The organism is Aeromonas media, assembly GCF_000819985.1.
GTDB lineage: Bacteria > Pseudomonadota > Gammaproteobacteria > Enterobacterales > Aeromonadaceae > Aeromonas > Aeromonas media.
In genome coordinates this window covers 14,022-39,806 of record NZ_CDBZ01000041.1, presented here as the reverse complement: position 1 = coordinate 39,806, position 25,785 = coordinate 14,022, and the positions used below count along the sequence as shown (strand labels likewise).

At 62.7% G+C, this 25,785-nt stretch carries 22 protein-coding genes; 9 read left to right on the top strand and 13 right to left on the bottom strand.

What is annotated here, in order from left to right; all coding sequences use genetic code 11:
- Positions 1–12 precede the first annotated feature (12 nt).
- The gene (locus BN1127_RS03460; RefSeq protein WP_042648502.1) at positions 13–1,683 is read right to left on the bottom strand and encodes a (2,3-dihydroxybenzoyl)adenylate synthase; all 1,671 of its coding nucleotides are present in this window, start codon (positions 1,681–1,683) and stop codon (positions 13–15) included.
- On the bottom strand, positions 1,680–2,843 hold the full coding sequence (locus BN1127_RS03455; RefSeq protein WP_042648501.1) for an isochorismate synthase: 1,164 nt from the start codon (positions 2,841–2,843) through the stop codon (positions 1,680–1,682). Before BN1127_RS03455 ends, BN1127_RS03460 begins: the two co-directional genes overlap by 4 nt.
- A 322-nt stretch (positions 2,844–3,165) precedes the next feature.
- Between BN1127_RS03455 and BN1127_RS03450 the strand changes: the two genes are divergently transcribed.
- Positions 3,166–3,717, top strand: coding sequence for a lipoprotein (locus BN1127_RS03450; protein WP_042648500.1), 552 nt, complete (start codon positions 3,166–3,168; stop codon positions 3,715–3,717).
- Positions 3,718–3,852: 135 nt separating this feature from the next.
- Positions 3,853–5,853, top strand: coding sequence for a hypothetical protein (locus tag BN1127_RS03445; RefSeq protein ID WP_042648510.1), 2,001 nt, complete (start codon positions 3,853–3,855; stop codon positions 5,851–5,853).
- Between the two features lie 78 nt (positions 5,854–5,931).
- Here the strand turns inward: BN1127_RS03445 and glgC are convergent, their stop codons facing one another.
- Complete coding sequence (gene glgC, locus BN1127_RS03440) at positions 5,932–7,206, bottom strand: glucose-1-phosphate adenylyltransferase (RefSeq protein ID WP_042648499.1); 1,275 nt, start codon at positions 7,204–7,206, stop codon at positions 5,932–5,934.
- Positions 7,207–7,393: 187 nt separating this feature from the next.
- Between glgC and BN1127_RS03435 the strand changes: the two genes are divergently transcribed.
- Positions 7,394–9,031, top strand: coding sequence for an EAL domain-containing protein (locus BN1127_RS03435; protein ID WP_042648498.1), 1,638 nt, complete (start codon positions 7,394–7,396; stop codon positions 9,029–9,031).
- Here the strand turns inward: BN1127_RS03435 and BN1127_RS03430 are convergent.
- The 9 genes from BN1127_RS03430 to recR form a co-directional block, all read right to left on the bottom strand.
- Positions 8,994–9,488: a hypothetical protein gene (locus BN1127_RS03430; RefSeq protein ID WP_041205505.1), complete on the bottom strand. Its 495-nt coding sequence runs from the start codon at positions 9,486–9,488 to the stop codon at positions 8,994–8,996. The two genes, BN1127_RS03435 and BN1127_RS03430, sit on opposite strands and share 38 nt — an antisense overlap.
- 171 nt (positions 9,489–9,659) lie before the next feature.
- Positions 9,660–10,022: a DUF2750 domain-containing protein gene (locus tag BN1127_RS03425; RefSeq protein ID WP_010674427.1), complete on the bottom strand. Its 363-nt coding sequence runs from the start codon at positions 10,020–10,022 to the stop codon at positions 9,660–9,662.
- A gap of 113 nt (positions 10,023–10,135) precedes the next feature.
- Positions 10,136–11,764, bottom strand: a complete 1,629-nt coding sequence (locus BN1127_RS03420; protein ID WP_042648497.1) for a methyl-accepting chemotaxis protein — start codon at positions 11,762–11,764, stop codon at positions 10,136–10,138.
- A 161-nt stretch (positions 11,765–11,925) separates the two neighbouring features.
- Complete coding sequence (locus tag BN1127_RS03415) at positions 11,926–13,230, bottom strand: inosine/guanosine kinase (RefSeq protein ID WP_042648496.1); 1,305 nt, start codon at positions 13,228–13,230, stop codon at positions 11,926–11,928.
- A gap of 183 nt (positions 13,231–13,413) precedes the next feature.
- A complete protein-coding gene (locus BN1127_RS03410) occupies positions 13,414–13,809 on the bottom strand; it encodes an MAPEG family protein (RefSeq protein ID WP_042648495.1) in 396 nt (131 codons plus the stop codon).
- 40 nt (positions 13,810–13,849) lie between these two features.
- On the bottom strand, positions 13,850–14,824 hold the full coding sequence (gene hemH, locus BN1127_RS03405; RefSeq protein WP_042648494.1) for a ferrochelatase: 975 nt from the start codon (positions 14,822–14,824) through the stop codon (positions 13,850–13,852).
- Positions 14,825–14,938: 114 nt separating this feature from the next.
- Positions 14,939–15,583: an adenylate kinase gene (gene adk, locus BN1127_RS03400; RefSeq protein WP_042648493.1), complete on the bottom strand. Its 645-nt coding sequence runs from the start codon at positions 15,581–15,583 to the stop codon at positions 14,939–14,941.
- 253 nt (positions 15,584–15,836) lie between these two features.
- Positions 15,837–17,750 carry a molecular chaperone HtpG gene (htpG, locus tag BN1127_RS03390; protein ID WP_042648491.1) on the bottom strand — a complete coding sequence of 638 codons (1,914 nt, stop codon included), beginning with the start codon at positions 17,748–17,750 and terminating at the stop codon, positions 15,837–15,839.
- Positions 17,751–18,031: 281 nt separating this feature from the next.
- Positions 18,032–18,631, bottom strand: coding sequence for a recombination mediator RecR (recR, locus tag BN1127_RS03385; RefSeq protein WP_025326665.1), 600 nt, complete (start codon positions 18,629–18,631; stop codon positions 18,032–18,034).
- An 827-nt stretch (positions 18,632–19,458) separates the two neighbouring features.
- On the opposite strand from recR, the gene hypF reads away from it, so the two are divergent.
- The 5 genes from hypF to hypA all read left to right on the top strand — a co-directional run bounded on the left by hypF (position 19,459) and on the right by hypA (position 24,636).
- Positions 19,459–21,864: a carbamoyltransferase HypF gene (hypF, locus tag BN1127_RS03380; RefSeq protein ID WP_042648490.1), complete on the top strand. Its 2,406-nt coding sequence runs from the start codon at positions 19,459–19,461 to the stop codon at positions 21,862–21,864.
- A gap of 5 nt (positions 21,865–21,869) precedes the next feature.
- Positions 21,870–22,121, top strand: a complete 252-nt coding sequence (locus BN1127_RS03375) for a HypC/HybG/HupF family hydrogenase formation chaperone (protein WP_042648489.1) — start codon at positions 21,870–21,872, stop codon at positions 22,119–22,121.
- The gene (hypD, locus tag BN1127_RS03370) at positions 22,115–23,227 is read left to right on the top strand and encodes a hydrogenase formation protein HypD (RefSeq protein ID WP_042648488.1); all 1,113 of its coding nucleotides are present in this window, start codon (positions 22,115–22,117) and stop codon (positions 23,225–23,227) included. Before BN1127_RS03375 ends, hypD begins: the two co-directional genes overlap by 7 nt.
- A complete protein-coding gene (hypE, locus tag BN1127_RS03365; RefSeq protein ID WP_042648487.1) occupies positions 23,224–24,228 on the top strand; it encodes a hydrogenase expression/formation protein HypE in 1,005 nt (334 codons plus the stop codon). Before hypD ends, hypE begins: the two co-directional genes overlap by 4 nt.
- Before the next feature lie 66 nt (positions 24,229–24,294).
- A complete protein-coding gene (gene hypA / locus BN1127_RS03360) occupies positions 24,295–24,636 on the top strand; it encodes a hydrogenase maturation nickel metallochaperone HypA (RefSeq protein ID WP_042061779.1) in 342 nt (113 codons plus the stop codon).
- Here the strand turns inward: hypA and BN1127_RS22635 are convergent.
- A complete protein-coding gene (locus tag BN1127_RS22635; protein WP_231557432.1) occupies positions 24,614–24,994 on the bottom strand; it encodes a hypothetical protein in 381 nt (126 codons plus the stop codon). The two genes, hypA and BN1127_RS22635, sit on opposite strands and share 23 nt — an antisense overlap.
- Between BN1127_RS22635 and hypB the strand changes: the two genes are divergently transcribed.
- Positions 24,875–25,735 carry a hydrogenase nickel incorporation protein HypB gene (hypB, locus tag BN1127_RS03355; RefSeq protein WP_197069617.1) on the top strand — a complete coding sequence of 287 codons (861 nt, stop codon included), beginning with the start codon at positions 24,875–24,877 and terminating at the stop codon, positions 25,733–25,735. The genes BN1127_RS22635 and hypB overlap by 120 nt on opposite strands.
- Positions 25,736–25,785 lie beyond the last annotated feature (50 nt).

Here is a 25,785-nt window from a genome sequence, read left to right as displayed (position 1 = left end):
TCCTTATTCGTTTTATGCAGTTGTCAGGGGCTGGCCGGCGGCGATGATCTCGGCGATACGCGCCCGCAGCCCCTGCTTGTCAATCTTGCCCACCGCCGTCATGGGCAGGGCATCCAGGGTTTCGAAGCGGTCGGGCAGCTTGAAGTCCGCCACCCCGCGCTCGCGCAGAAACTTGCGCAAGGCCAGCGGCTTGAGACCCGGCTCTGTGGTGACGATAAAGGCGCAGCTCTTCTCCCCCATGGCGCTGTCGGGCATGGAGACCAGGGCCGCATGGGTGATGGCCGGGTGATGCAGCAGCTGGTTTTCCACCTCTTCCGCCGCGATCTTCTCGCCGCCCCGGTTGATCTGATCCTTCTGCCGTCCTACCACGGTGAGGTAGCCATCGGCATCTTGTACCACCAGGTCGCCGGAGCAGTAGAAGCCCTCGGCATCGAACACCCGGGCGTTGTGGGCCGGGCTCTGGTAGTAACCGCGGAAGGTATAGGGACCGCGGGTGTGCAGGGCGCCAGGCTCGCCGGGAGCGACCGGATTGCCCTCCTCGTCCAGCACGCGCACCTCATCGTCCGGGCTCATGGGGCGGCCCTGGGTGTGGATCACCTTCTCCTCGGGATCATCGAGCCGGGTGTAGTTGACCAGCCCCTCCGCCATGCCGAACACCTGCTGCAGCCGGCAGCCGAGCAGCGGGGTGATCTTGCGCGCCACCGCTTCGGCGAGCTTGGCGCCGCCCACCTGTAGCAGGTCGAAGCTGGCGAGCTGAGTGCGCGCAGTGGGGTCAGCTTCCGCTGCCTGCAACCAGAGGGAGACCGCCGGCGGCACCAGGGAGCAGAGGTTGATCTTGTGGCGGGCGATCAGCGGGAAACAGCTGATGGGGCTAGGATCGGGTGCGAGCACCACGGCGCCGCCCGCCTCGAACACCCCCAAGGCGCCAGGGGAGCTCAAGGGGAAGTTGTGAGGCGCCGGCAGGGCGCACAGATAGCGGGTATGGGGGCCGAGGCCACAGAGATCAACGCTGCGGCGCACGCTGTAGAGGTAGTCATCGTGGGTGCGGGGAATGAGCTTGGGGGTGCCGGTGCTGCCACCGGAGAGCTGGAAGAAGGCTACTTCGTCCGCCGGAGTCGGGCCATAGGCGGGGATGGGCAGCTCTTCGCTCCTGGCCAGATCACTCAGCCAATGGCTCAGCCCCAGCTCCCCGCTCTCGCCATCGAGCAACACCAGCTCGGCGCCTATACCTAGCAGCAGATCACTGTGGCGATCCCCGCTGGCAAACAGCGGATGGGCGAGCGAGCCGATAAAGAGGCGGGGCCGGATCTGCTCGGCGTAAGAGGCCAGCTCCAGCCGGTTGTGGCTAAAGAGCGCGTTGACCGGCGCTATGCCGGCCTTGAGCAGGGCGAAGAAGACCAGATAGAATTCGGCCACATTGGGCAGCTGCACCAGAGCGGTATCCCCCACACCCAGGCCATGGCGGGCCAATCGCCCGGCCAATCGGCTCGAGGCAGCGTCCAGCTCGCGATAACTGAAACTGCGTTCGCCGCAGAGGATGGCGGTGGCATCCGGGGCCAGCTCACATTGACGCGCCAGCATGGCGGTCAGGGGCTCGCCGCGCCAATAGCCCTTGGCACGGTACTGCTTGGCCAAGGCTTCGGGCCAGCGGGTATAGGGCAGGAAACGTCGGGTCTCGCTCATTGCGCTACCTCCAAATCCAGGCCCAGGGCTTTTAGCATGGTCCCCAGCTTGGTGCCGGTCTCGGCCCACTCCATGGCGGGATCCGAACCCGCGACTATACCGGCGCCGGCAAACAGCTCCACCTGATGGCCATCAAGCACGCCGCAGCGGATCACCACGGCCCACTCGCCGTTGCCCTGGCTGTCGCACCAGCCGACGATGCCGCTGAACAGGGCGCGCCTGAAGGGCTCCTGCTCGCGGATGAACTGGCGCGCCAGATCCGTGGGGTAACCGCACAGGGCCGGGGTGGGATGGAGCTGGCAGGCAAGGGAGAGCACGGAGGCGTCGCTGCCGTACAGCTGGCCCGCTATGGGGGTGCCCAGATGCCAGAGGGTGTCGGTGCTCATCAGGGTGGGTTTTTGGGGGATCGCCAGCTCGCGGCAGTGGGGAGTCAGCACCCGGCGGATCTCGTCGATCACCAACTTGTGTTCATGCTGATCCTTGCGAGAGGCCAGCAGATCCCGGGCCACCGCCTCGTCCTGCACCGGCTCGCTCGCCCGTCTGGCGGAACCCGCCAGCGGGTGGGTGAAGACCTCTCCCCCGCTGACCCGCAGCAGCAGCTCGGGGCTGGCGCCAAGCAGTCGGCGGCCCTGGCCGAGTGGCAGGGAGAAGTGGAAGGCGTTGGGATTCTGAGCCATCAGACGGACCAGTACCCGCTTAGGGTCGGCGGGCTTGTGCAGGGTGAGGATCAGCTTGCGCGACAGCACCACCTTGGCGAGCTTGCCTTGGGCGAACGCATCCAGCGCCGCACTGACCGAGGCCTTGAATTCACCCGCAGCCGGGGTGCTCTGCACCGCGATGACACTGTTGGTTTCGGTGGTTTGCTCTTCTGGTGCGATGCGATCGCCCCGCTTATAGCGGCCGGGGACATAGAGACAGGAGGCTTCAGCCGGATCGAAGGCGAAGGCACCGATGAGCAAGGGGTTGGCCTGGCCGGCGGCCCTGGCAGCGGCCAGCGCGTCAGCAATCTGTTGTTCTAGCAAAGGCCATTCACAGGCGGGGGTGGTGATGGGTTGCCCCAGGTCAGTGGCATTGATCGTGCCCTGACCCGAGGTAAACAAGAAATCAGGCGACATCTTCGCCTCGGCAGGTGCGCCATTTTCCATTACTCGAGTATTCACGTTACACCCTCAAAGAAGATTCAAAATGATAATGATTATCAATTAGACTTTGTGCGGCGGTAAAATACTCGCTTTGAAATCACGGGGTCAATGGGATTTTGGGTCGATAAAACAGGAGCTTGTCTGTGGGTATTGCGGGGACAGCGCCACGGCGGGCCTGTTGGCGCAGGGGATGACAACGCTACTCGAATGAACACGGATTGCCATCCCCATATGGGGGATGCGACAGAAACGGGGTCAGCCCGCCCCCACTGGCGGCCGACCCGCTTTGCCCCTAAGATGGCGCCATCCGTTGTTGCCACCCATTTGATGGAACCTTCCCATGTTAAAGCACCTGCTTCTGCTCCCCTTCGCCCTGCTGCTGGCGGCCTGCTCTCTCACCCAGTACAGCGTCAGCGAGGGGGAGATAAACCAGTACCTCAAGGAGCGAGTCGCCTTCGAGAAACAGCTGGGGATCCCCGGCATCATGTCGAGCAAGATCCGCCTCGATGACATGCAAAGCCGCATCGGCCGCCGCCAGACCGACAGGGTCGAGCTGGATGCCGCCGGCGATCTGGAAGTGGCCAGCCCCCTTGGCAGCCAGCAGATGAAGGTGCGCCTCTCCCTCAGTGCCCGCCCCGACTACGTGGCCGAGCAGGGCGCCATCTACCTGCGAGACCTCGAGCTCATCTCGGTCAAGACCGAGCCAGCCGACGTGGGCGCCGCCCTCACGCCGCTGCTGCCCACCTTCAACCAGTCGCTCTCCCTCTTCCTCTCCCAGACCCCCGTCTATCGGCTCGACGGCAGTCGCAAGAACGAGGCCAGGATCAAGGAGAAGGTCGAGGCCCTCAAGGTAGAGCCGGGTCGCCTGGTGATCCCCTTCAAGCTGATGTAACGCCTGCCGCCGCGCCCTCCTTAAGGGCGCGGTTTTTTCTTCTCAAGACATCCCCTTTGCCCCATAATGCACACCATTCTCATTTAGATTCATGAGAAGCGTCATAATAAAATCAAACATATGGGTAAAAAGGACATGAGAAAAACCGTACTGGTGCAGGCGATCGCCTGTGCATTGCTCAGCAGCGCCGCGCACGCTGCCGTCAAGGTGGAAGACAAGACCTTCAACACCGCCGCCAACATGCTGGCCTACACCGAATTCGAACTCTCCGGTGAGCCGCTGGCCGAGGCGCTGGGGCTGGATCTGGACGTGCTGGACGCCAACCGCGCCGACGAGCCCACCCCGTTCGACTTCGCCGCCGGCATCGAATCCTATGAATACTCCGAAGAGGCCATGTACGCGCTGAACTACCAGTCCGGCATGGGCCCCCATCTGGCGAACGGACCGCAAAACCAGGCGCGCGGTGGCACCCTGGCCGACTTGGGCAAGCGGGTGCTGGCCATGGCCGAGGCCGTCGGCTTCCCGGCCGATGAAATTCCACAGGGCATGTATCCCCTCTCCCTGCCCTACGCCTCCGCCAACCCGGAGTTCGCGCAGGCCGTGAACGCCACCCCGGTCAATGGCGACCAGATCACCATCAAGACAGCCAAGGGCAACGAGAAGAGCGTCAAGACCCAGGTCCCCGCCTACTTCCGCGACTACGCCACCCTGCGCTGGAGCGGCAGTGACAACCTGCTGGTCCCCGCAGCCGTGGGCGGCATCCTGCTCAAGGAGGTGATGTGGTCCCAGGACTTCCTCGGCGGCATGCACGTGGCCGAGAGCGATGAAGAGGTGGAAGCCGCGTCCGCCACCATGGATCAGGACGGCAAGCACAAGCTGGGCGTCTCTGCCGCCGACGGCTTCAACGGCATGATGCTGACCGAGCAGTCCATCGACAAGCTGGCCATCCTGCAGGGCCAGATCGGCTTCGATGGCAAGCAGCTGGGCGCCAAGATCACCCCCCAGTACGATCCGGCCAAGGGTGTGGTCTATTTCCCCCATCAGGTGAAGGTGACCGAGGCCAGCAAGAATGACGTCGGTGCCATCGGCAAGCTGGAGGTGGTAGACGGCTCCGCCCAGTTGCGTGACGCCTGGATGCTGCTGTGGCCGCTCTCCGAGTTCTACGCCTTCACCGATCAGCGCGGCGCCAACACCAACCAGAACCCGGCCTTCCACGCCGTGTTTGACGGCGCCCCGTTCGCCGCCGCCCCGGCCGCCAACCAGACCAACGATCTAGGCAAGGCGGTGGCGGGCAGCGATGCCTTCTCCCTGGCGCTGAATCTCTCCAACTTGACCTTCAAGAACCTGGCTGCCCTGCACTTCGAGCCCAAGGCCGGCACCCTGGTCGACAGCTGGCAAGCAGGCAAGCAGGACAAGCACGTCACCACCTTCGACGCCGCCTACAGCCTGGTCGCCCTGCAGATCTTCCAGCGCGCCCAGGATGCCCTGCCGGTCGGCTACGCCGCCGGTGACAATGGCGAGCTGAACCTCAAGACTCAGCAAGGTCAACAGGCGCTGGAGCTGGTGCGCAAGCAGGCTGACTTCATCCTCGGCAAGCTGGTGGGCACGAACGGCCTGGTCCATGACGGTCTGACCCTGGGTGGCAAGCTTGACGCCGGCCAGTCCATCGACGCGCAGTTTGCCGCCATCCGCGGCCTGACCGCCGCCTTCCTGGCCACCTCGGATGCCAAGTACCGCACCGCGGCGCGCGAGCTCTTCATCGCCACCGACAAGGCTTACTTCAATACCAAGGCGGGTACCTGGCTGGCAAGCAAGCAGGGTGAATACACCCCCTGGACCCAGGCCGCCATCTCCGGCGCCCTGCGTTCGGCCATGCTGAACCTGCGCAACGAAGGGGCCGAGAAGGCGCCCGAGCTGGAGCTGGCCAAGCTGACCGGCCAGTACGTGAGCTGGTTCCGCGGCACCGTCAACGGCGGCATGCAGATGGCAGAGTGGGTAGGCGACTCCGGCGAGAACATCATCGACGGCGCCGGTGGTGACACCGACGAAGATGGCGTGCCGCAAGTGACCGCCGCCGCCGGCAAGCACGGCACCGCCATGGTGATGGCCGCCAAGGCCCTGATCACCGAAAAATAATCAGCCGCCCGGCTGAACAGACAAAGGGAGCCATATCGGCTCCCTTTTTAGTTGTGACGTCTGACGTTGGCAATGGTGTCACCCCAGCTTGGCCAGCATCTCCTTGGTTACCAGCACTATGCCCTGCTCGGAGCGGTAGAAGCGGCGGCTATCCTCGTCCGCGTTCTCCCCCACCACCAGGCCATCGGGCAGCTTGCAGCCCTTGTCCACCACCACCCGGCGCAGGCGGCAGCCCGCCCCCACTTCGACCCCGGGGAAGATCACCGCCTGATCCAGGGTGCAGAAGGAGTGCACCCGCACATTGGTGAAGAGCACCGAGTTCAGCACGAAGGAGCCGCTGACAATCGATCCCCCCGCGAACATGGAGTTGATGGTCATGCCATGCTGGCCGTTTCTGTCCTGCACGAATTTGGCGGGGGGCGACATGTTCTGGCTGGTCCAGATGGGCCAGTTCTCGTCATAGATGTCTAGCTCGGGCACCACGGAGGCGAGATCCATGTTGGCCTCCCAGAAGGAGTCCAGGGTGCCCACGTCGCGCCAGTAGGGTTTCTGTCCCTCCTTGGCCCCGACGCACGAGATGGTGAAGGGGTGCGCAAAGGCCTTGCCCTCTCCCACGATGCGCGGGATCACGTCCATGCCGAAGTCGTGTTTGGACTCCAGGTTGTGGATGTCCTCCTCCAGCAGCTGATAGAGATATTCCGCATCGAAGATGTAGATCCCCATGGAAGCCAGGGAGACCTGGTCATTGCCCGGCATGGCGGGCGGGTTGGCCGGTTTCTCGACGAAGGCGCGGATCTTGCGCTGCTCGTCGATGTCCATCACCCCGAAGGCGGACGCCTCCGCACGCGGCACCTCGATGCAGGCCACCGTCACCTTGGCGCCGAGGCGCACGTGATCGAGCAGCATGGCGGCATAGTCCATCTTGTAGATGTGATCCCCCGCCAGCACCACTATGTATTTGGGGCCGTAGTCGCGAATGATGTCGACGTTCTGGTAGATGGCATCGGCGGTGCCGCGATACCAGTGCACCTCGTCCACCCGTTGCTGGGCAGGCAGCAGATCGATGAACTCGTTCATCTGATAGCGCAGGAAGGACCAGCCCGATTGCAGGTGGCGCAGCAGGCTGTGGGACTTGTACTGAGTGACCACACCCACCCGGCGAATGCCGGAGTTGATGCAGTTGGAGAGCACGAAATCGATGATGCGGAACTTGCCGCCGAAATGGACGGCGGGCTTGGCGCGATTGTCGGTCAACTGCTTCAGGCGACTACCACGTCCCCCTGCGAGCACCAAGGCCATACTCTGATTCAATAGTTGCCGTGCTTTGGCTGTGTCTACGGGTTCTAGCAACATATTTACCTCTGCTCTGTTGGGGCTGTTTTCAACCCATCTTCGCTTTTTTCACAAACTATGAAAGTGTTTTCACTCACATTTAGTTGCTTTCCGTCGGTCCTTTTCACGGAGTTGCGTGAGTACTCATGCTTTGTGCCGGCGGCTTGGTTAGAATTTCTACATCATGAACATCATCAAGGATGAAACGATGTTGAATAAACACGAGGGAAATCTGCTACTGGTCAGCGCCCTGGTCTGCATTCCCATGCTGTTGCTGCAGGGGCTCTGGCTTGCGCCCCCGGTCTCCCCCCTCACCCTGCTGCTGGTCCTGATGACCACCATCATTGGCTTTGCCATGCTGCTCTTTCTCACCCACAGCGTGCGCAAGGGGGAACGGGCGAGGCAGGAGCAGCGCTGGCTGCTGGCGCTGCAGCAGCGGGATCCCGCCATGCTGGACAGCCCGCAGGCACAAACGGCGCTACGCCAGTTACTCGCCTCCTTCAGTGAAGCCGAACTCGATGCACACCGCCAGATAAGCGAACTGCACAATCAGGCGACCCGGGACGAGATGACGGGCCTGCGCAACCGCCATGCGTTCAGGCGCGATCTCACCGAACTGCTGCAACAGGAGAATACCCAGACTGCCATCCTGGTGCTGATCCGTGCCACCGAGCTTGGCAAGCTCAACGCCCAGCGCGGCTTCCAGTCGGGGGATGCCTACATCAAGGACATCGCCAGCCTCATCACCCACACGGTGAGCTGCTTCCCTGGCCATCAGGTCTATCGTATCTCGGGGGCCGACTTCGCGGTTCTGATGCCACCACTGGCCCAGATCCCCCCCCACCTGCTGGGGCGGGATCTGAAACTCGCCTTCGATCGCTATCAGCACGAACACGAGCTGGACAGTGCCGCCTACTCGGGCATGACCCGGCTCAGCAGCGAACAGAAGATAGAGGCTATCCTGGCCCGAGCCGATCTGGCGCTGGCCCGTGCCCAGACGGAAGCGGTCAACGGCTGGGCCATCCAGCAGAGTGACGAGGTGGTCGAGTTGCAGGGGCAGCGTCACTGGACCCAGGTACTGACCGATCTGCTGGAGCAGGAGAGCGTCAGCTTTACCTGCCAGCCCATCCAGCCCCTGCATCGCGGCATGCAGGCCTATCACGAGATCTACCCCCGCTTTTGCAGCAGCGACGGCACCACGCTGCCGAGCGACACCCTGCACGCCATGGCCCAACGTCTGGACATGGTGCTGCGCCTGGCGCAAATGGTGATCCGCCACGTCATCCGTCAATACCGCGCCTTCGGTGGTCACAACAGCCGCTGGGGCCTCAACCTGCCGGGCACCTTGCTGCAAAACAGCGCCTTCCTCATCTGGCTCGATCACCAGTTGCAAAAAGACCCCGACATCAGTGCCAACCTGGTGTTCGAGATAGATGAGGAACATCTGGAGCGCAACCTGACGGGGGCGAGGCGGCTGTTCGAGTTGCTCAGGCGCCACGGCAGCCGCTCGGCCATCTGCAACTTTGGCAAGGGGATAGGCTCCTTCAGCCTGTTTCGTGAGCTCAAACCCGACTACATCAAGCTGGACCCCGGCCTCATCACCGAGCTGGAGCAGGATCTGACCAACCAGCAATTCGTGCGGATGATTGTCGACGTCTCCCATCGCATGGGCAGTCTGGTGATAGCGGAAGGGGTCGAGCAGATAGGGCAGAAGCAGATGCTGCAAGGCATGTACGTAGACGGGTTGCAGGGGTACCTGATCGCACGGCCCCAGGAGCTGGGACCGGAGATGAGCCAGATGGCGTTTTTTACGGAGAGCGTTTCAACTTCAGCAGGGTCAGAATGATGTCATTGAGCTGGCGATAGCGCTCCAGCTCCTTCTGATCGTAACGGGTCGCCAGCATGGTCGGGTTGTGGCGGTTCTTGAGGTAACGGTTGATCTGAAGACGATTGAACCCGGCCACCTTGTAGACCTGTCCCAGCAGAGCATTGAGCTCTTCGTCATCCAGCCCGGCACGGGTCAGATAGTCCTCCTGGGACGGGCTCTCCAACTGGCAACTCTGCTTGTCGAGGTGGCCGCTCTCCTGCAGATAGGCGAGCCACTGTTCCACATAGAGCGGCTTGCAGCCGGCCAGCAGATCGAAATATCCCACCGCATCGCAGCGACAGTCGGTCAGCAGCACCAGGGCCAGGGCATCGCTGTCACACTGGAAGGTCACGGGACCGCTCTGGCCCCAATCCAGTGCCTGCACCCGGATCCGGGCCCGTGCGCCCGCGCGCGTGGTCACGTCAAAGACAAACATGGCTCCTCCCGATCGGCAAAGGGTTGATGATGACCCATCTCGGTGATGGGTGCAAAGCCAAATCACCCGCGGATGTTGGTGCTTCCGCGGGCATAAAAAAACCGACGGCCTCGCAGCCGTCGGTTCTGGTCTCGGCGATGGCCCGCGTCGGGGCCATCAGTGCAGCACAGTTCAGGCGTCCAGTTCCACCAGCGCCTTGGCCAGCTCGATGGGTTCGAGCTCCTGGCCTTCCAGATCGGCGTTCCAGTTCGGACCGACCAGCACATCGTCTTCGTCCAGATCGTTGATCCAGATGTCGAGGAACTCTTCCAGCTCGATCACTTCCGGCTCGTAGTCCGCCCACTCGTCCACGCAGTGCAGACGGGCATCGCCCTCGGCAGACCAGAGCGGCATGACGTCGGCATCCTCGAACTCGGCGGAGCGGCACACCACCCAGTCTTCACCGTAGCGCAGACCCCACACCTGACCCGACTCGCGGACTTCTTCGATGAACAGCTGGAAATTGGCGTCAAGATTGTCAGTTAGTTTGCTCATGGGGTCTCTCTCTTGCAGGCGGTTGGCCAACGCTGGCCAATAATGGGGCTGATGGTGTCCCAAAAGCCCCCCAGACTCAAGCCTTATCCCCAAAAAGGCGGGGATAAGCACCATCAGGTACGATATTGGGCGACCAGGGCCCCCAACTCATCGCAGGAGAGCGCCAGCTGGCTTGCCGCCTGCTCGGTCAACCGGTTCTGAGCCAGGGCATCCGCCGCCAGCCCGGTGATGGCTACCAGTCGCTGGTTGATCTCCTCGGCCGCCCGGCTCTGCTCGGCCGCCGCCGTCGCTATCTGGCTATTCATGGCGGTAATGGTGTGCACAGACCCATCGATGGCATGGATGGCGCCGTCGGCATCACCGGCCCGCTCGGCGGTGGAACGGGAGAGTTGCTGCAACTGGGTGATGCTGCTGACCACCCGGCCCGCCCCCTCCTGCAGCCGCTGGATCATCTGCCGGATCTCGTCGGTGGAGCTGTGGGTGCGAGTCGCCAGGGTGCGCACCTCGTCGGCCACCACCGCAAAGCCACGCCCCTGCTCCCCGGCCCGGGCCGCCTCGATGGCGGCGTTGAGGGCCAGCAAGTTGGTCTGCTCCGCCACCCCCCGGATCACGTCGAGCACAGATCCAATCTGCTGGGTCTCCTGCTCGAGCCGGCTCACCGCCTGCACCGTCTCCACCATCTCGTCCGCCAGCTGGCTGATGGTCTCCCGGGTCTGGGCCACCACCTGGCGCCCGTGCTGGGCGAGGTTGAGCACGGAGTCCGCCGCCTCGGCGGCCTGGGCTGCGTGCTGGCCCACTTCGCGGCTGCTCACCGTCATCTGCTCCATGGCGCTGGCCACACGCAGGGTATCCTGCTCCTGGCCGGTGACGATGGCGCCTGTCCGATCGACGACCTGAGCCAGCTGGTGCGCCTGCTCCCTGTTCTGGGCCGTGATCTGCTGGCTGCGCCCCACCAGCTGCGCCATCTGACCGGCGAAGAGGTTGAAGTTGACCGAGAGCTGGCTCAACTCGTCCCGGCCCGACTCCGGCAGCCGAAAACGCAGATCCCCCTCACCTCTGGCGATGTTGCCGAGGGCCGATACCGACTGGGAGAGGGGCACCACTATGCTGCGCACGATGAGGCCGACCACGGCAAACAGCAGGATGGCCAGCACCAGGCCTACCCCGAGCAGGGTGCGCAGCACCTCCTGATACTGGGCTTCGACGTCGTCCACATAGACGCCGGTGCCGATGATCCAGTCCCAGGGGGCGAAGCGCTTGATGTAGGAGATCTTGCGTACCGGCTCCTCCACCCCGGGCTTTGGCCAGTAATAGGCTACCTCCCCCGCGCCCTGCGCCCGCGCCAGATCGGCGAAGGCCACGAACAGCCTGAGCCCTTGTTTATCCTCCACCCCGGAGAGATCCTTGCCGTCCAGCTCGGGTTTCATGGGGTGCATCACCATAGTGGGGTGGCTGTCGTTGATCCAGAAGTAGTCGTCGGCGCCATAGCGCAGCCCCTTGATCAGTGCGAGGGCCTCGGCCTTGGCACTCGCCTCGTCGAGCTCTCCCTTGCGTACCCTGGCCTCCAGCCCCGCCACCAGGCTGTAGGCGGTCTCGACCTGGGCCCGGGTCTGGCGGCTCTTCTCCCCCATCAGCCCCTGCTGATAGATCTGCAAGCAGAAGAACAGCAACAGTCCCAGCAGCGCCAGCACCATCAGGGTCACCAGCGACAGGCGCCGGCCGATACTCCATTGTCTCAACATACCCTAGTCCCGAACCAGCCACATGTTGTTAACAAGGTATGTCGCCATGACGTGGCCTGTCCACGATGACGGCAAAAGCAGTGCCAAAAACATGATCCAGCCCCAAAAACAAAAAAGGGTGCCCAGTGGCACCCTTTCTTGTTGTCGACCGGATGACGGTATCACCGCTCCCAGTACACCTCTTCCAGGCTGTCTTCCTTCTCCGGCAGGCCGCGGGAGAGACGCGGGCTGCTCTGGGCCAGCACCTCGTAGCTCACCCGGTTGGCGTATTTGCACACCTGAGCCAGGGAGGAGTAGGTGAGAAACTCGGACAGATGCTTGGCGGAGTTCGGCACGTTCATGCGGTGATAGGCGTTGGCCACCATGTCGTGCAGCACCGCGGACAGTGCGCCATCCCCGGCACCATTGGTGTTCTTGATCTTCTCCGGGCCGCCCATGTAGGGGGAGATGTGGGAGTAGATCCGCGCCGGCGTGCGGCACTTGTCCCGGGCCATGGGGCGGCTGAACTCGTACATGTTGAACTCGGGGATGACGCCAGGCAGCAGGGTATGGGTGGTCTCGCGCTTGTAGTCTTCCTCGGTGTAGCTCGCCATGTAGAGGCCGATGGGACCGGCGGTGCAGAGCACCATGTCGGCCCAGTCCAGCGCCTTGTCGGCGGCGCCGAGCGGATCGGCGATCCCGGTCAGGGCCTCGGCCTCGTCCTCGTTCATCGCCAGCACGGTCACGTTCTCGCTGATGAAGTCGCGCCACCACTGGGGATTCTCGGCGATGACGAAGCGGGTGCCGAGGGTCAGCACCACGGGCACCCCGGCCTCGCGGGCATAACGGACGGCGGCCATGGCTGCCTCCTTCATGGGGGTGCCATCGGCACCGCGCACCAGGTAGGCGGTGATCACCAGGGCGGAGGCCTCCTTGATGATGGCCTCCGGGATGTGCGCCACGTCCAGGTGATCCATCTTGCCGGCGTTGATGCCAAAGCTGCGCTCCCCCCCTTCGGTGATGAAGGTGAAGCAGCGGCCGACCGGGCCGTCCACCGGTTGCAGGTAGTCGAGGTTGACCCGGGACGAGGTGTTGCACAGATAGCGGTAGGCGTAGCTGCCGATGCGGATATCCTGGCTCATCACCCCAAGCAGGATGGAGTGGGAGTCCGCCAGCACCGAGTAGTTGTGCATGGTGTTGCCTATGGTGCCGCCGGCAAACTCGCTCACCACCATGTTGTTGGCCTTGAGCTCTTCATAGACCCGCTCGGCCACGTCGTCGGAGATGAGCATGGAGTGGCCCTTGCTCAGGCCGTACCGGTTCAGGAAGTCCTCGTCCACGTGGGCTTCGATGTCCACCAGAGTCTGATCGATGCCCACCACATAGGCCTTGCCCAGTTCGGTGAGCTGGGGATTCTGCGGGATCAGGGGATCGCGTCTGTCGACCGGGAAGTAGTGTTTGGACTTGCGCTGACCGGGAAATTTCATGGCAATCTTCTGTGCTCTGGGGGAAAGAGGGGCGGGATTTTAACACAATCCACCCCGCCGAAAAGTCGCCCGATTAAAATATGGGGTCAGTATACGCAAGGGTTGGCGGGGCAAACGTTTGATCTTTCCCCAACAAAAAACCACCTCGCGGTGAGGTGGTTTTTCGCACTCAATAGAAGCCCGTCATCCGCCGAATGACAACCCCTGCACCAGCGCCAGCACCGAGAACAGCCCCAGCGACAGCCAGAAAAACAGGGTGCCAAACAGCCTGGGCTTGTTCGGCGCCCTGGGGATCTGGATGCCGATGGCGTGCAGGATGCGCCCCACCAGCAGCAGCACCCCACCCAGGTGCAGCCAGAGTGCGCCGACCCCGGCCAGCTCGCACAGGGCCATCAGCAACAGGGTGAGGGGCACGTACTCGGCGAAGTTGCCGTGGGCGCGGATGGCGGAGAGCATCTCGGGCGCCTCCCCTTCCCCTATCATCACCTTGAACTGGGCCCGGCGCTTGACCACCCAGAACGAGAGCAGCAGGAACAAGAGCCCCAGCAGGCCGCCATAGATCAGCGTGATATGCATCATGAAAACAATCCTTATCGTTGAACGTTGAGGCCCGGGGCTATCACGCCAGCTCGCGGCAAATAAGCGACACCATCATGCGGATGTGGGCCTGATCGCTGTTGAGGGCAGGAATGTAGTGGAACTGCTCACCCCCCGCCTCCATGAAGACGGCGCGGTTCTCGACCTGGATCTCCTCCAGGGTCTCGAGGCAATCGGCGGAAAACGCTGGGCAGATCACATCGAGTCGCTTGATACCACGGGCCGGCAATCCTTCCACGGTCACGTCCGTGTAGGGTTTGAGCCACTCCTCCTTGCCAAAGCGGGACTGGAAGCTGGCGGTCCACTGGTTGGCATCGAGCCCGAGCGCCTCGGCCAGCAGGGCCGCAGTGCGCCGACACTGATGACCATAAGGGTCGCCTTCGTTCTCGTAACGCTCCGGAATACCGTGGAACGACATCAGCAGGTGCTCGCCCTGGCCGTGCTGCTCCCAATGGCGACGCACGCTCATGGCCAGCGCCTGGATGTATTCGGGGTGGGCATGGTAATCACGAATGAGCCGCACCACCGGCAGGTTGCGCTCTTTCTTCATCGCCTTGGCCCAGGCATCGAACACCGAGGCCGTAGTGCTGACCGAATATTGCGGATAGAGCGGCAGCAGGATCACCCGGTTGACCCCCTTGGCCTTGAGCGCCTGCCAGCCATCATCCATGGAGGGTGAGCCATAAGTCATGGCCAGCTCCACCGGCACCTCGACCCCTTCACGCTTGAGCTCCTGCTCCAGCGCCGCGCGCTGCTGCAGGCTTATCACCATCAGGGGTGAGCCCTGTTCGGTCCACACCTGCTGGTAGAGCTTGGCTACCCTGGGGGAGCGCGTCGGCAATATGATGAAGTGGAGCAGTGGACACCAGAGATAACGCGGCAGGTCAACGACCCGCTGATCGTGCAGAAACTGGCTGAGAAACGCCTTGACGGCGGCCGTGGTTGGCGCGGCTGGGGTCCCCAGATTGACCAGCAAGATCCCGGTTTTCGTGGTCACATTTGCTTCCTGTCTTTCTGTTGTTATGTCTGAATGCAAGAAAGGGCCCATGCCGGGCCCTTGTCTCAATGGCACATTGCCGCTGGCCCCTCAGGAGCGTTGGCAATGGCGGGCTCAGCCCAGGATGGTCGCCAGCTGCTGGCTGACCTGATCCACCGGCTGGGTGCCGTCGATCTTGACGTAACGGGTGTTGCCCGCTTCCGCTTCCTTGCCGTAGAAACCGATGAGCGGCGCGGTCTGCTGATGGTAGACATCCAGACGCTTGCGCACCGTGGTCTCTTCGTCATCGGCACGGATCACCAGATCCTCACCGGTCACGTCATCCTTGCCTTCCACTTTCGGCGGGTTGAACACCACGTGGTAGGTACGGCCGGAGCCGGAGTGCACGCGGCGGCCGCTCATGCGCTTGACGATCTCTTCGTCCGGCACGTCGAACTCCAGCACGAAGTCCACTACCACACCGGCATCCTTCATGGCTTGCGCCTGGGGAATAGTGCGGGGGAAGCCGTCCAGCAGGAAGCCGTTGGCGCAATCCGGTTGCGCGATACGTTCTTTGACCAGGCCGATGATGATGTCGTCGGAGACGAGCTGACCTGCGTCCATCACGGCCTTGGCCTTGAGGCCCAGCTCGGTGCCCGCTTTGATCGCCGCACGCAGCATGTCGCCGGTGGAGATCTGCGGAATACCGTGTTTTTCCATGATGAACTGAGCCTGGGTACCCTTACCGGCACCCGGTGCTCCCAACAGAACAATGCGCATACACGCTCCTAATTGATTGGTTATTCAATTCTTGAGAAGGCAAAAAACTACACGTTTTCGCCCATATTAACAAGCTCACCCCGTGTGAGTGGCCAGATTATCACCACCCCCTGGCGCCGTCTCTGCGACCAAAGACGCAGGCCATTGCCATCAAAAATGATTGAAAATGCAGCAGCCAGCAGGGCGGACAACGCCGCCCCGTGGGCGGCGTCGACCAAAAAAAAGCCCACTGCCTTGCAGTGGGCCAATCACATCACGCCTGGAGTAGCAGACGGTTGATACGGGAGACGAAGCTCGCCGGATCATTGAGGCCGCCCTGCTCCGCCAGCTGGGCCTGCTCGTGCAAGAGGGCGACCCACTCGCCGAACAGCGCCTCGTCCTCTATGGTGTCGAGCTTCTTCACCAGGGCGTGGTCAGGGTTGAGCTCCAGGATGTACTTCTGCTCCGGCACCGGCTGACCGGCGGCGCGCATCAGCTTGATCATCTGGGTGCTCATGCCGTGGTCGTCGGTGACGATGCAGGAAGGGGAATCGGTCAGGCGGTGGGTGACACGCACCTCTTTCACCGCCTCGGCCAGGCTCTGCTTGACCCGCGCCACCAGACCGGCGTTGGCCTTTTCAGCCTCCTCTTGGGCCTGCTTGGCCGCTTCGTCCTCCAGCTCGCCGAGATCCAGCTCGCCACGGGTGACGGAGACCAGCTGCTTGCCGTCGAACTCGGTGAGGTGGCTCATCAGCCACTCGTCCACCCGCTCCCACATCAGCAGCACTTCGACGCCCTTCTTGCGGAAGATCTCCAGATGCGGGCTGTTCTTGGCGGCAGCATAGGAATCGGCAGTGATGTAGTAAATCTTCTGCTGGCCTTCCTTCATGCGGCCAACGTAATCCTCAAGCGACACTGTCTGGGCTTCGCCCTCGCCGGCGGTGCTGGCAAAGCGCAGCAGCTTGGCGATCTCTTCGCGGTTCGCGTAATCCTCGGCCGGGCCCTCTTTGAGCACATTGCCGAACTCGCTCCAGAACTTGGCGTACTTCTCGCTGTCGTCCTTGGCCAGCTTGTTCAGCATGGTCAGCACCCGCTTGGAGCAGGCCTTGCGCAGGGAGGCGGTCACCTTGTTGTCCTGCAGGATCTCACGGCTGACGTTCAGCGGCAGATCGTTGGAGTCCAGCACCCCTTTGACGAAGCGCAGGTAGGTCGGCATGAATTGCTCGGCGTCGTCCATGATGAAGACGCGCTGCACGTAGAGCTTGAGGCCGTGCTTCTGCTCGCGGTTGTAGAGATCGAACGGTGCGCGGGCCGGGATGTAGAGCAGGCTGGTGTACTCCTGCGCCCCTTCCACCCGGTTGTGGCCCCACAGCAGGGGGTCTTCGAAGTCGTGAGCGACGTGCTTGTAGAACTCCTGATACTCCTCGTCCTTGATGTCTTTGGGGTTGCGGGTCCAGAGCGCGGTGGCGCGGTTGACCTGCTCCCACTCGCCGGGGGTGCCGACGATGGTCTCACCGTCTTCTTCGCGATCCGGGGTGCCCTCCTTGTACATCTCCACCGGTACGCTGATGTGGTCGGAATACTTGGCGACCACGGAGCGCAGGCGCCAGTCGTCCAGGAACTCCTCTTCCTCGGCTCGCAGGTGCAGGATGACGTCGGTACCGCGACTCTCTTTGGTCACGTCAGCCACCGTGAAGGAGCCTTCCCCTTGTGATTCCCACTGCACACCCTGGCCCGGCTCGGTGCCGGCGGCGCGGGAGATGACGGTCACCTTGTCGGCGACGATGAAGGCGGAGTAGAAGCCCACCCCGAATTGACCGATCAGCTGGGAGTTCTTGCCTTGATCACCTGAAAGGTGCTTGAAGAACTCGGCGGTACCGGATTTCGCGATGGTGCCCAGGTGCTCGATCACCTGGTCCCGGGTCATGCCGATGCCGTTGTCCGAGATGGTCAGAGTCTTGTTCTCTTTGTCCACCACCAGGCGCACGCGCAGCTGGCCGTCGTTTTCGAACAAAGAGGCATCGGAAAGCGCCTTGAAGCGCAGCTTGTCCGCCGCATCGGAGGCGTTGGAGATAAGCTCGCGCAGGAATACTTCTTTGTTGGAGTAGAGGCTGTGAGCCATCAGGCTCAGCAGTTGTTTGACTTCAGTCTGAAAGCCGTGGGTTTCGGCGTGAACACTTTGGGTCATCGACCAGTCCTCAAAACGTCGGGTTGAACAGATTCCCAACCTAGATGGGGCTGGCCTTTCAAATATCAAGGGGCCAGTGTGCAAACTTGCACACTGGCCCCTCGTTGCGGGCTTGGATGCCCATTTCTTGTACCATTCAGCCAAACCTGTTTATGAGCCGTCGCGAGAAGCCGTCAGCAAGGTGAAGAGCAGCGCAGGAACCGGAGTTTATAGGCATAAATGAGGATTCCGAGCAGCACATGAGCCTTGATCACGGTTTTGCAGCAGGCACATAAGCAGGTTTAGATGCGCTGACGCCCCATCAGGGAGTGGGACAGGGTAGTGCCATCCACCAGCTCCAGCTCGCCCCCCACCGGCACCCCGTGGGCGATGCGGCTCACCTCCACCCCGGCGGCGCGGGCCATGTCGGCGATATACCAGGCGGTGGCATCCCCCTCTATGGTGGGATTGGTGGCGAGGATCAGCTCCTTGATGTGCTCATCCTTCAGGCGTCGCTCCAGGATCTCCAACCCCAGCTCCTCCGGGCCTATGCCGTCCAGCGGCGACAGATGGCCCATCAGCACGAAGTAACGGCCGGAGAACTGGCCGGTCTGCTCGATGGCGGCCACGTCTGCCGGGCTCTCCACCACGCAGAGCAGACCGTTCTCCTCGCGCTTGGGATTGGCGCAGATCTCGCAGCGATCGTTCTCGGTGAAGGTGCGGCAGTGGCTGCAGTGACCGATTTCGGTCAGCGCCCGATTGAGCAGGGAGGCCAGACGCAGACCGCCGCTGCGCTCGCGCTCCAGCAGGGTGAACGCCATGCGCTGGGCCGACTTGGGGCCCACGCCCGGCAAGACCTGCAGTGCCTTCATCATCTCATCGAGCAGGGGACTGAATTTCATGGGGATTTCCTTTAAAGCCGCGCCGAAGGGACGAGTCGGCCCGCTTGCCTGAAGCGACGCCGACTCTTCCATCCGAACCTATCTTGTTGGCGCAGGACTATACCCGAGCCGACCCCGAGCGCCAATGGCCGATCCCGCCAAATGGCCCCTCCCCCTTGCCACACAGATTTCCGGCACACCGGGAAAGCGGGCTGTGCCCCGCTTTACGCTCTGGTGCAGACCCCAAAAGGGCCATCCAGGGCTCACAAGGCGATAAAAAGCGCCCTGGATGTTTAATTTTTCTATTCGGTTAATGAGTATCGTTAAATAAAATAAAACAAAAAAACCTCCCGAGGCCAACGCCCTGGCCGCGGCCCCCTGCAAGGGCGTTATCAGATCGCCCGATGCGCTGTGCCGTCACTGCCCCGTCGATTCCCCCAGCTCCTGTTCCTTCTCCATAACGAACGGGCCCACCTGTTCCTTCTCCATAACGAACGGGCCCACCTCGCAGGATCGCAAAGAAGCGCCGCGTCTGGCACTCAAACCGGTGCGAGATCAAGGTAATGGGGGGCACTGACCCGATAAACTTGGCCCCCGCGGCAGGGGCCACTTTCCTCCTTTCCCTGCCACGCCAAGGCTCCTTCCCTCGCGGCGCCCATTGCAACCCTGTCCGTTGCACCCTGAGGCCGTGCCGTGGCGGTAGGCCAGCAGACGGGAGTTCGATATCGCATGACATTCCCCAGGATGATCGCCGGATGGCCGGCCCTACCCTGCCCTCTTGTCGTCGGGGAAGGCCCTCTGCCCCCTTGTTATCAAGGAAGAGCACCCGCCCCCCTCAGGATGGCGTCATGACGGCCAGGACCCCGATACGTTCCCGGCTGCGCCGCGAATTTCATATCGACGGCGTCGTGCAAGGGGTCGGCTTTCGCCCCTTCGTCTATGGGCTGGCACTGCGCCACGGCCTTGCCGGTTATGTCTTGAACGATGCCAATGGCGTCACCATAGGCGCAGAAGGTTCCCCCGAGCAGCTGGCCGCCTTTGCCCGCGAACTGCGGGAACTGGCGCCGCCGCTTAGCCGTATCGATCACTTCAGCGAGCGGGATCTGCCCCTCGCTCATGATCCCGACTACGACGGCCAGTTTCGAATTAAAGCCAGCCAGCAGCAGAGCGCTGCCACGGTCGCCATCTCGCCGGATCAGGGAATGTGCGAGGCGTGCGCCACGGACGTTGCCAACCCCGCAGATCGCCACCATCGCTACCCCTTTACCAACTGCACCCACTGCGGCCCGCGCTACACCATCATCCGCCGCCTCCCCTACGACCGCCCCCACACCGCCATGGCGGGCTTTGCCATGTGCCCGCGCTGCGCAGCGGCCTATGAAAACCCGCTGGACAGACGCTACCACGCCCAGCCGGTGAGCTGCCCCGAGTGCGGCCCCCATCTCAGCTGGCGCAGCGGCCACGGCGATGCGCTGGCCGAGCGTGAGGATGCCCTGCACGCCGCCGCTCGCGCCCTGCAAGAGGGGGCGCTGATTGCGGTCAAGGGGATGGGGGGTTATCACCTGATATGTGATGCTCGCAATGAACAGAGTGTCGCCAGATTGCGAACTCTCAAGCGGCGCGCGCGCAAGCCGCTGGCGGTGATGATGGGCTCCCTTGCCGAGGCCAAACTGCATGTCACCGGCTGCGAAGACGAATGGAAGCTGCTCGCCTCTCAGGCCAGACCCATCACCTTGCTGCGCAAGCGCATTAACGATGATCGGCTCTCAGAAACTGGGCAACCAGCCGCGCCGCTGGCCGAGGGGATCGCCCCCGGCATCCCCTACCTTGGGGTTATGCTCCCCTATACCCCGCTCCATCAGCTGCTGCTGGACGCCTGCGCCATGCCGCTGGTGGCCACCAGCGCCAATGGTCGCGGCAGCCCGATCCTCATCGAGTGCGAGGCGGTGGTCAGGGAACTCGGCAGCGAGATTGACGGCATTCTGGATCACAACCGTCCCATCCTGCACACTTGCGACGACAGTCTGGTGCAGTGGGCGGGCGGGCGGCGCCAGACGTTGCGACTGGCCCGGGGTTATGCCCCCTGCACCCCCAGCCTGCAAGAAGCGGTCAGGGTGCCGCTCTTGGCGGTCGGAGCCCAGCAGAAGAACCAGCTGGCGCTGGCTTTCGGTCGCCAGCGCATCTACAGCCCCTATATCGGCGATCTGCACAGCCTGCCAATGCAGGGTCACTTCGAGCAGACCCTGGCCACCTTTCGCGATCTCTACGATCTCAACCCCGCACTGCTGGTCTCGGATCGCCACCCAGGCTACCTCAGCCATCAGTGGGCCAAGGACTATTGTCAGGCTCACGATGCAACCCATCTCGAGGTGCAGCACCATCACGCCCACCTGCTTGCAGTGATGGCCGAGCACGACATCACAGGCCCGGTGCTGGGAGTTGCCTTCGACGGCACCGGCCTTGGCGATGACGGCACCCTCTGGGGTGGCGAGCTGCTGATCGCAGATGTTCAGGGCTTTACGCGGGTTGCCCACCTTGCTCCCTTCAAGCTGATCGGCGGCGAGGCGGCCATCCGCGAGCCGGCGCGCCAACTGCTGGGGCTGCTGTTTGAATCGCACAGTCCTGAGGAGATCAGCGCCCTCGACATTCCGTTGATCAACAAGTTGCCACCTGAGCGGATCAGCAACCTGCACCAGCTCTGGCATCTCGGTCGCAACGCCCCCTACACCAGCTCCATCGGTCGGCTGTTCGATGCCGTGGCGGCGCTCTTGGGAGTGATCGACACCCCCGATTACGAGGGCGAAGCGGGACTCTTGCTGGAGGCAGCCGCCTTGCAGCTGCTTCCCGATGAAACGCCCTTCCCCCTCGTCTTTGGCCTGCACCAGAGCGCAGAGGGACCACTGCAGATCGAGTGGGCCAAGTTGCTCAACACCCTTATCAGCGAGCGACGCCAAGGCACCGCCACCGCCAGCCTAGCCGCCGGTTTTATCCGCGCTGTCAGCGCTCTGGTGATCGCCCTGACCGAACGCTTTCCCGGTTATCCGGTGGCGCTCGGGGGCGGCGTCTTTCAAAACCGGGTGCTGATGGATCAGCTGGTACCCAGCCTTGAAGCGGCTGGCCGGCAGGTATTGACCAGCGAAACCCTGCCGCTCAATGACGGTGGCATCGCCGCCGGTCAGCTCTGGTTTGCCATCCACCATCTTGCCACGCACCAGCCTGTCACCACCGGTTGTGCCACCTTGTCGGAGTCCTGAAATTCATGTGTCTATCCATCCCTTCTCAGGTGGTGCAGCTGCACCCCGAAGATAACTGCGTCACCGTAGACACCCTGGGAGTGCAACGGCGCGTCAGCTGCATGCTGCTCGAAGAACCTCTCCAGGTGGGCGACTATGTGCTGCTCCATATCGGCTTTGTAATGAGCAAGATTGACGAAGAGGAGGCGCAGGCCAGCCTCGAGAGCTTCCGCCAGATGGTGGCCCTTATCCCTGCGCAGGATATCTTGCCATGCTGACCTTGAATGACCTCTTTCAGGGCTTTCGCCAGCCCGAGGTGATCCGCGCCCTCGCCGCGCAAATTACCGAGCTTGCCAAAGATCTGCCCGAGCCGCTGCGGGTGATGGAGGTGTGTGGCGGCCATACCCACACCATCATGAAGTACGGCCTGCACCAGCTGCTGCCGACCAGCATCGAGTTTGTCCACGGTCCCGGCTGCCCGGTCTGCATCATGCCCAAAGAGCGCATCGATCAAGCCATCGAGCTGGCGAGTCAACCGAGCGTCATTCTGGTCACCCTGGGGGACATGATCCGGGTGCCGGGCTCCAAAGGCACGCTGGCCCAGCAGCGCGCCAAGGGGAGCGATATCCGCCCGGTCTATGACCCCCTCGATGCCCTGCGTATCGCCCGTGAGACCCCGGACAAAACCGTGGTCTTCTTCGCCATCGGTTTCGAGACCTCGACCCCGATGACAGCCGCGCTGCTGGCAGCAGCCGACGCTGCGGGGGTGGAGAACCTGCTGTTTCATATCAACCATGTGCTGGTGCCGCCCGCCATCCATGCGGTGATGGCCGACGGGAAGGCCCGGGTGAACGCCTTTATCGGCCCCTCCCACGTCAGCGTCATCACAGGTGCCGATATCTACCTGCCCATCGTCGATCGCTATCAGGTGCCTGTGGTGGTGAGCGGCTTCGAGCCGGTGGATGTGATGGAGGCGCTCTTGATGATGGTGCGCCAGAAAGTGGAGGGTCGCTACGCGCTGGAGGTGCAGTACAGCCGCGCCGTCACTGCCAGCGGCAATACAGCCGCCCAGCGGCTGGTCGAGCGCTTTTTCGAGACCCGCGAGCATTTTCGCTGGCGAGGTCTGGGGGATATCAACGCCTCCGCCCTGCGCCTGCGCGATGCCTTCGCCAAGCGCGATGCGGAACGTCACTTTCAACTCAGTGAGACCCCCATCAATGATCACAAGGCGTGCCAGTGCGCCGATATCCTGCGCGGCCTGGCCAAACCGAACCAGTGCAAAGTCTTTGGCCGGGGCTGCACCCCGACCCAGCCCATGGGCAGCTGCATGGTCAGCTCCGAGGGGGCCTGCAATGCCTACTACCGATATATGGGGATCCAATGAGAGAAATTCAGTTAAGCCACGGCGGCGGCGGTGTCGAGATGAACCAGCTGATCAATCAGCTCTTCTTTCGCCACTTTGGCAACGAGATCCTGCTGCGCGGTGAGGATGCCGCCCTGCTGCCGGTGAGCGGCCCCGTCGCCTTTACCACCGACAGCTTTACCGTCTCGCCACTGTTCTTCGAGGGGGGCGATATCGGCAAGCTGGCCATCGCCGGTACGGTCAATGATCTCGCCATGATGGGGGCCAAGCCCGAGTATCTGAGCTGCAGCTTTATCATCGAGGAGGGTTTCCCCTACGCCGATCTGGCCCGCATCGTCGAGTCGATGGCGACTGAACTTGCCAAGAGCGGTGCCCGCATCGTCTGCGGCGACACCAAGGTGGTGCCCAAGAGGGCAGCCGACAAGATCTTCATCAACACCAGCGGGGTCGGCACTTTCCCGCTGCCTGAGCAGAGCCGGGGCATCTCGGTACGCAACCTCAAGGCCGGTGACGCCATTCTGGTGTCGCGGGATATCGGCAGCCACGGCGCCTGCATCCTGATGGCCCGTGACGCCCTGCAACTGGGCTCCGATCTCAAGAGCGACTGCACCACCCTCTGGCCGCAGGTAGAAGCGCTGCTAAAAGCTGGTATTACCCCTCACGCCCTGCGCGACGCCACCCGCGGTGGCCTTGCCGCCGTGCTCAACGAGTGGAGCAGCGCCTCCCAGGTGGCCATCGAACTGGAGGAGTCCGCCATTCCGGTGTGCGATCCGGTGCGCGGCCTGTGCGAGCTCTACGGTTTCGAGCCCCATGATCTCGCCAATGAAGGAACCATGGTGCTGGCCCTGCCTGCCGAACAAGCGCAGGACGCGCTGGGCATCTTGCGGCAATTCAACCACGCTGCCAGCCAGATCGGCGTGGTGCAGGCGAGCGATCGCCACAAGGTGATCCTGAACAACCCCTGGGGCAGCCGCCGCTATCTGGAGCTGCCGCAAGGGGAGCTTCTGCCGCGGATCTGTTGAGCGGCCATGCCGTTCGGTCAATTACAGGGAGGAGTCACTCCTCCCCATATCGGTTAAGGAGCCACCATGCACGAAATGTCTCTGGCCATGGCCGCCATCGATCTGGCTGCCGAACAGGCCACCCAGCGGGGCTTTACCAAGGTGACCGCCCTCTGGCTCGAGGTCGGCAGCTTCTCCTGCGTTGACCCGGACACCATTGCCTTCTGTTTTGAGGCGGCCGCCAAGGGCACGGCCGTCGAAGGGGCCCAACTTCACTTCCTGCACCAGGCGGCAGAAGCCTGGTGTTACGACTGCAACCAGACGGTTACCCTCACCGAGCGCGGGCAGGCCTGCCCCGAGTGTGGCGGATACAAATTACGAGTCGCGCAAGGTGATAGCCTGCGCATCACCGACATCGAGGTAAGTTGATATGTGTAGCGTATGCGGATGCGGCCAGGCGCGGATCGCCGGCCATGAAGAGGATCACGACCATGCACACCCCCACGCTCACGATCATGAGCACGAACATGAGCACGGCTACCCTCATACCCATGAGGCTCAGCACCATCATGACCACGAGCAGAGCGCACCGCGCACCCTGATCGTTCACCACCACTACCACCATCAGGGGGATGTCCATCACCACTACCACGGGGTACGGGCGCCAGTGGGAGCAGAGGATCATGAGCACCATCACGATCACCCCCACGACCATCATCATGATCATGCCCACCCGCATCACCATAGTCATGCTCATGACCACGAGCATCCCCATGACCACAGCCATTCTCATGACCATGACCATGACCATGACCATGACCATCAGCAGGGTGATCTGCACTACGGCAAGGGGGAAGCGGGATTGTCGGTCCCCGGCATGGGGCAGCGCCAGCTGATCGCCATCGAGATGGATGTGCTGGCCAAGAACAACGCGCTGGCGGCCCACAACCGCGAACACTTCGACGAGGCGGCCCAGCTGGTGCTTAACCTGGTGTCGAGCCCGGGTTCAGGCAAAACCACCCTGCTGTGCGAAACCCTGCGCCAGCTGGCCGACAAACGCCCCTGCGCGGTAATCGAAGGGGATCAGCAGACCAGCGCCGATGCGGATCGCATTCGTGCTACCGGCGTCCCTGCTGTGCAGATCAACACCGGCAAGGGCTGCCATCTGGACGCCAAAATGGTCCACGACGCCTGCCACCAGCTGCCCGCCAATGAAGGGGGCATCCTCTTTATCGAGAACGTGGGCAATCTGGTCTGCCCCGCCAGCTTCGATCTCGGCGAGAAGTACAAGGTGGCGATCCTCTCCGTCACCGAGGGGGAAGAGAAGCCGCTGAAATACCCGGACATGTTTGCCGCCGCCCAGCTGATGGTGATCAACAAGATCGATCTGCTGCCCTACGTCAGCTTTGACGTGGCCCGCTGCATCGAGAACGCCAAACGGGTCAACCCCTATATCCAGGTGATCCAGGTCAGCGCCACCACAGGCGAAGGGATGGATGCCTGGCTCAACTGGCTGGCCACAGCCTGAACCTGAACCGGTTAAACGTCGTTGCTAACGGCAGATAAAAGAGAGGGAGG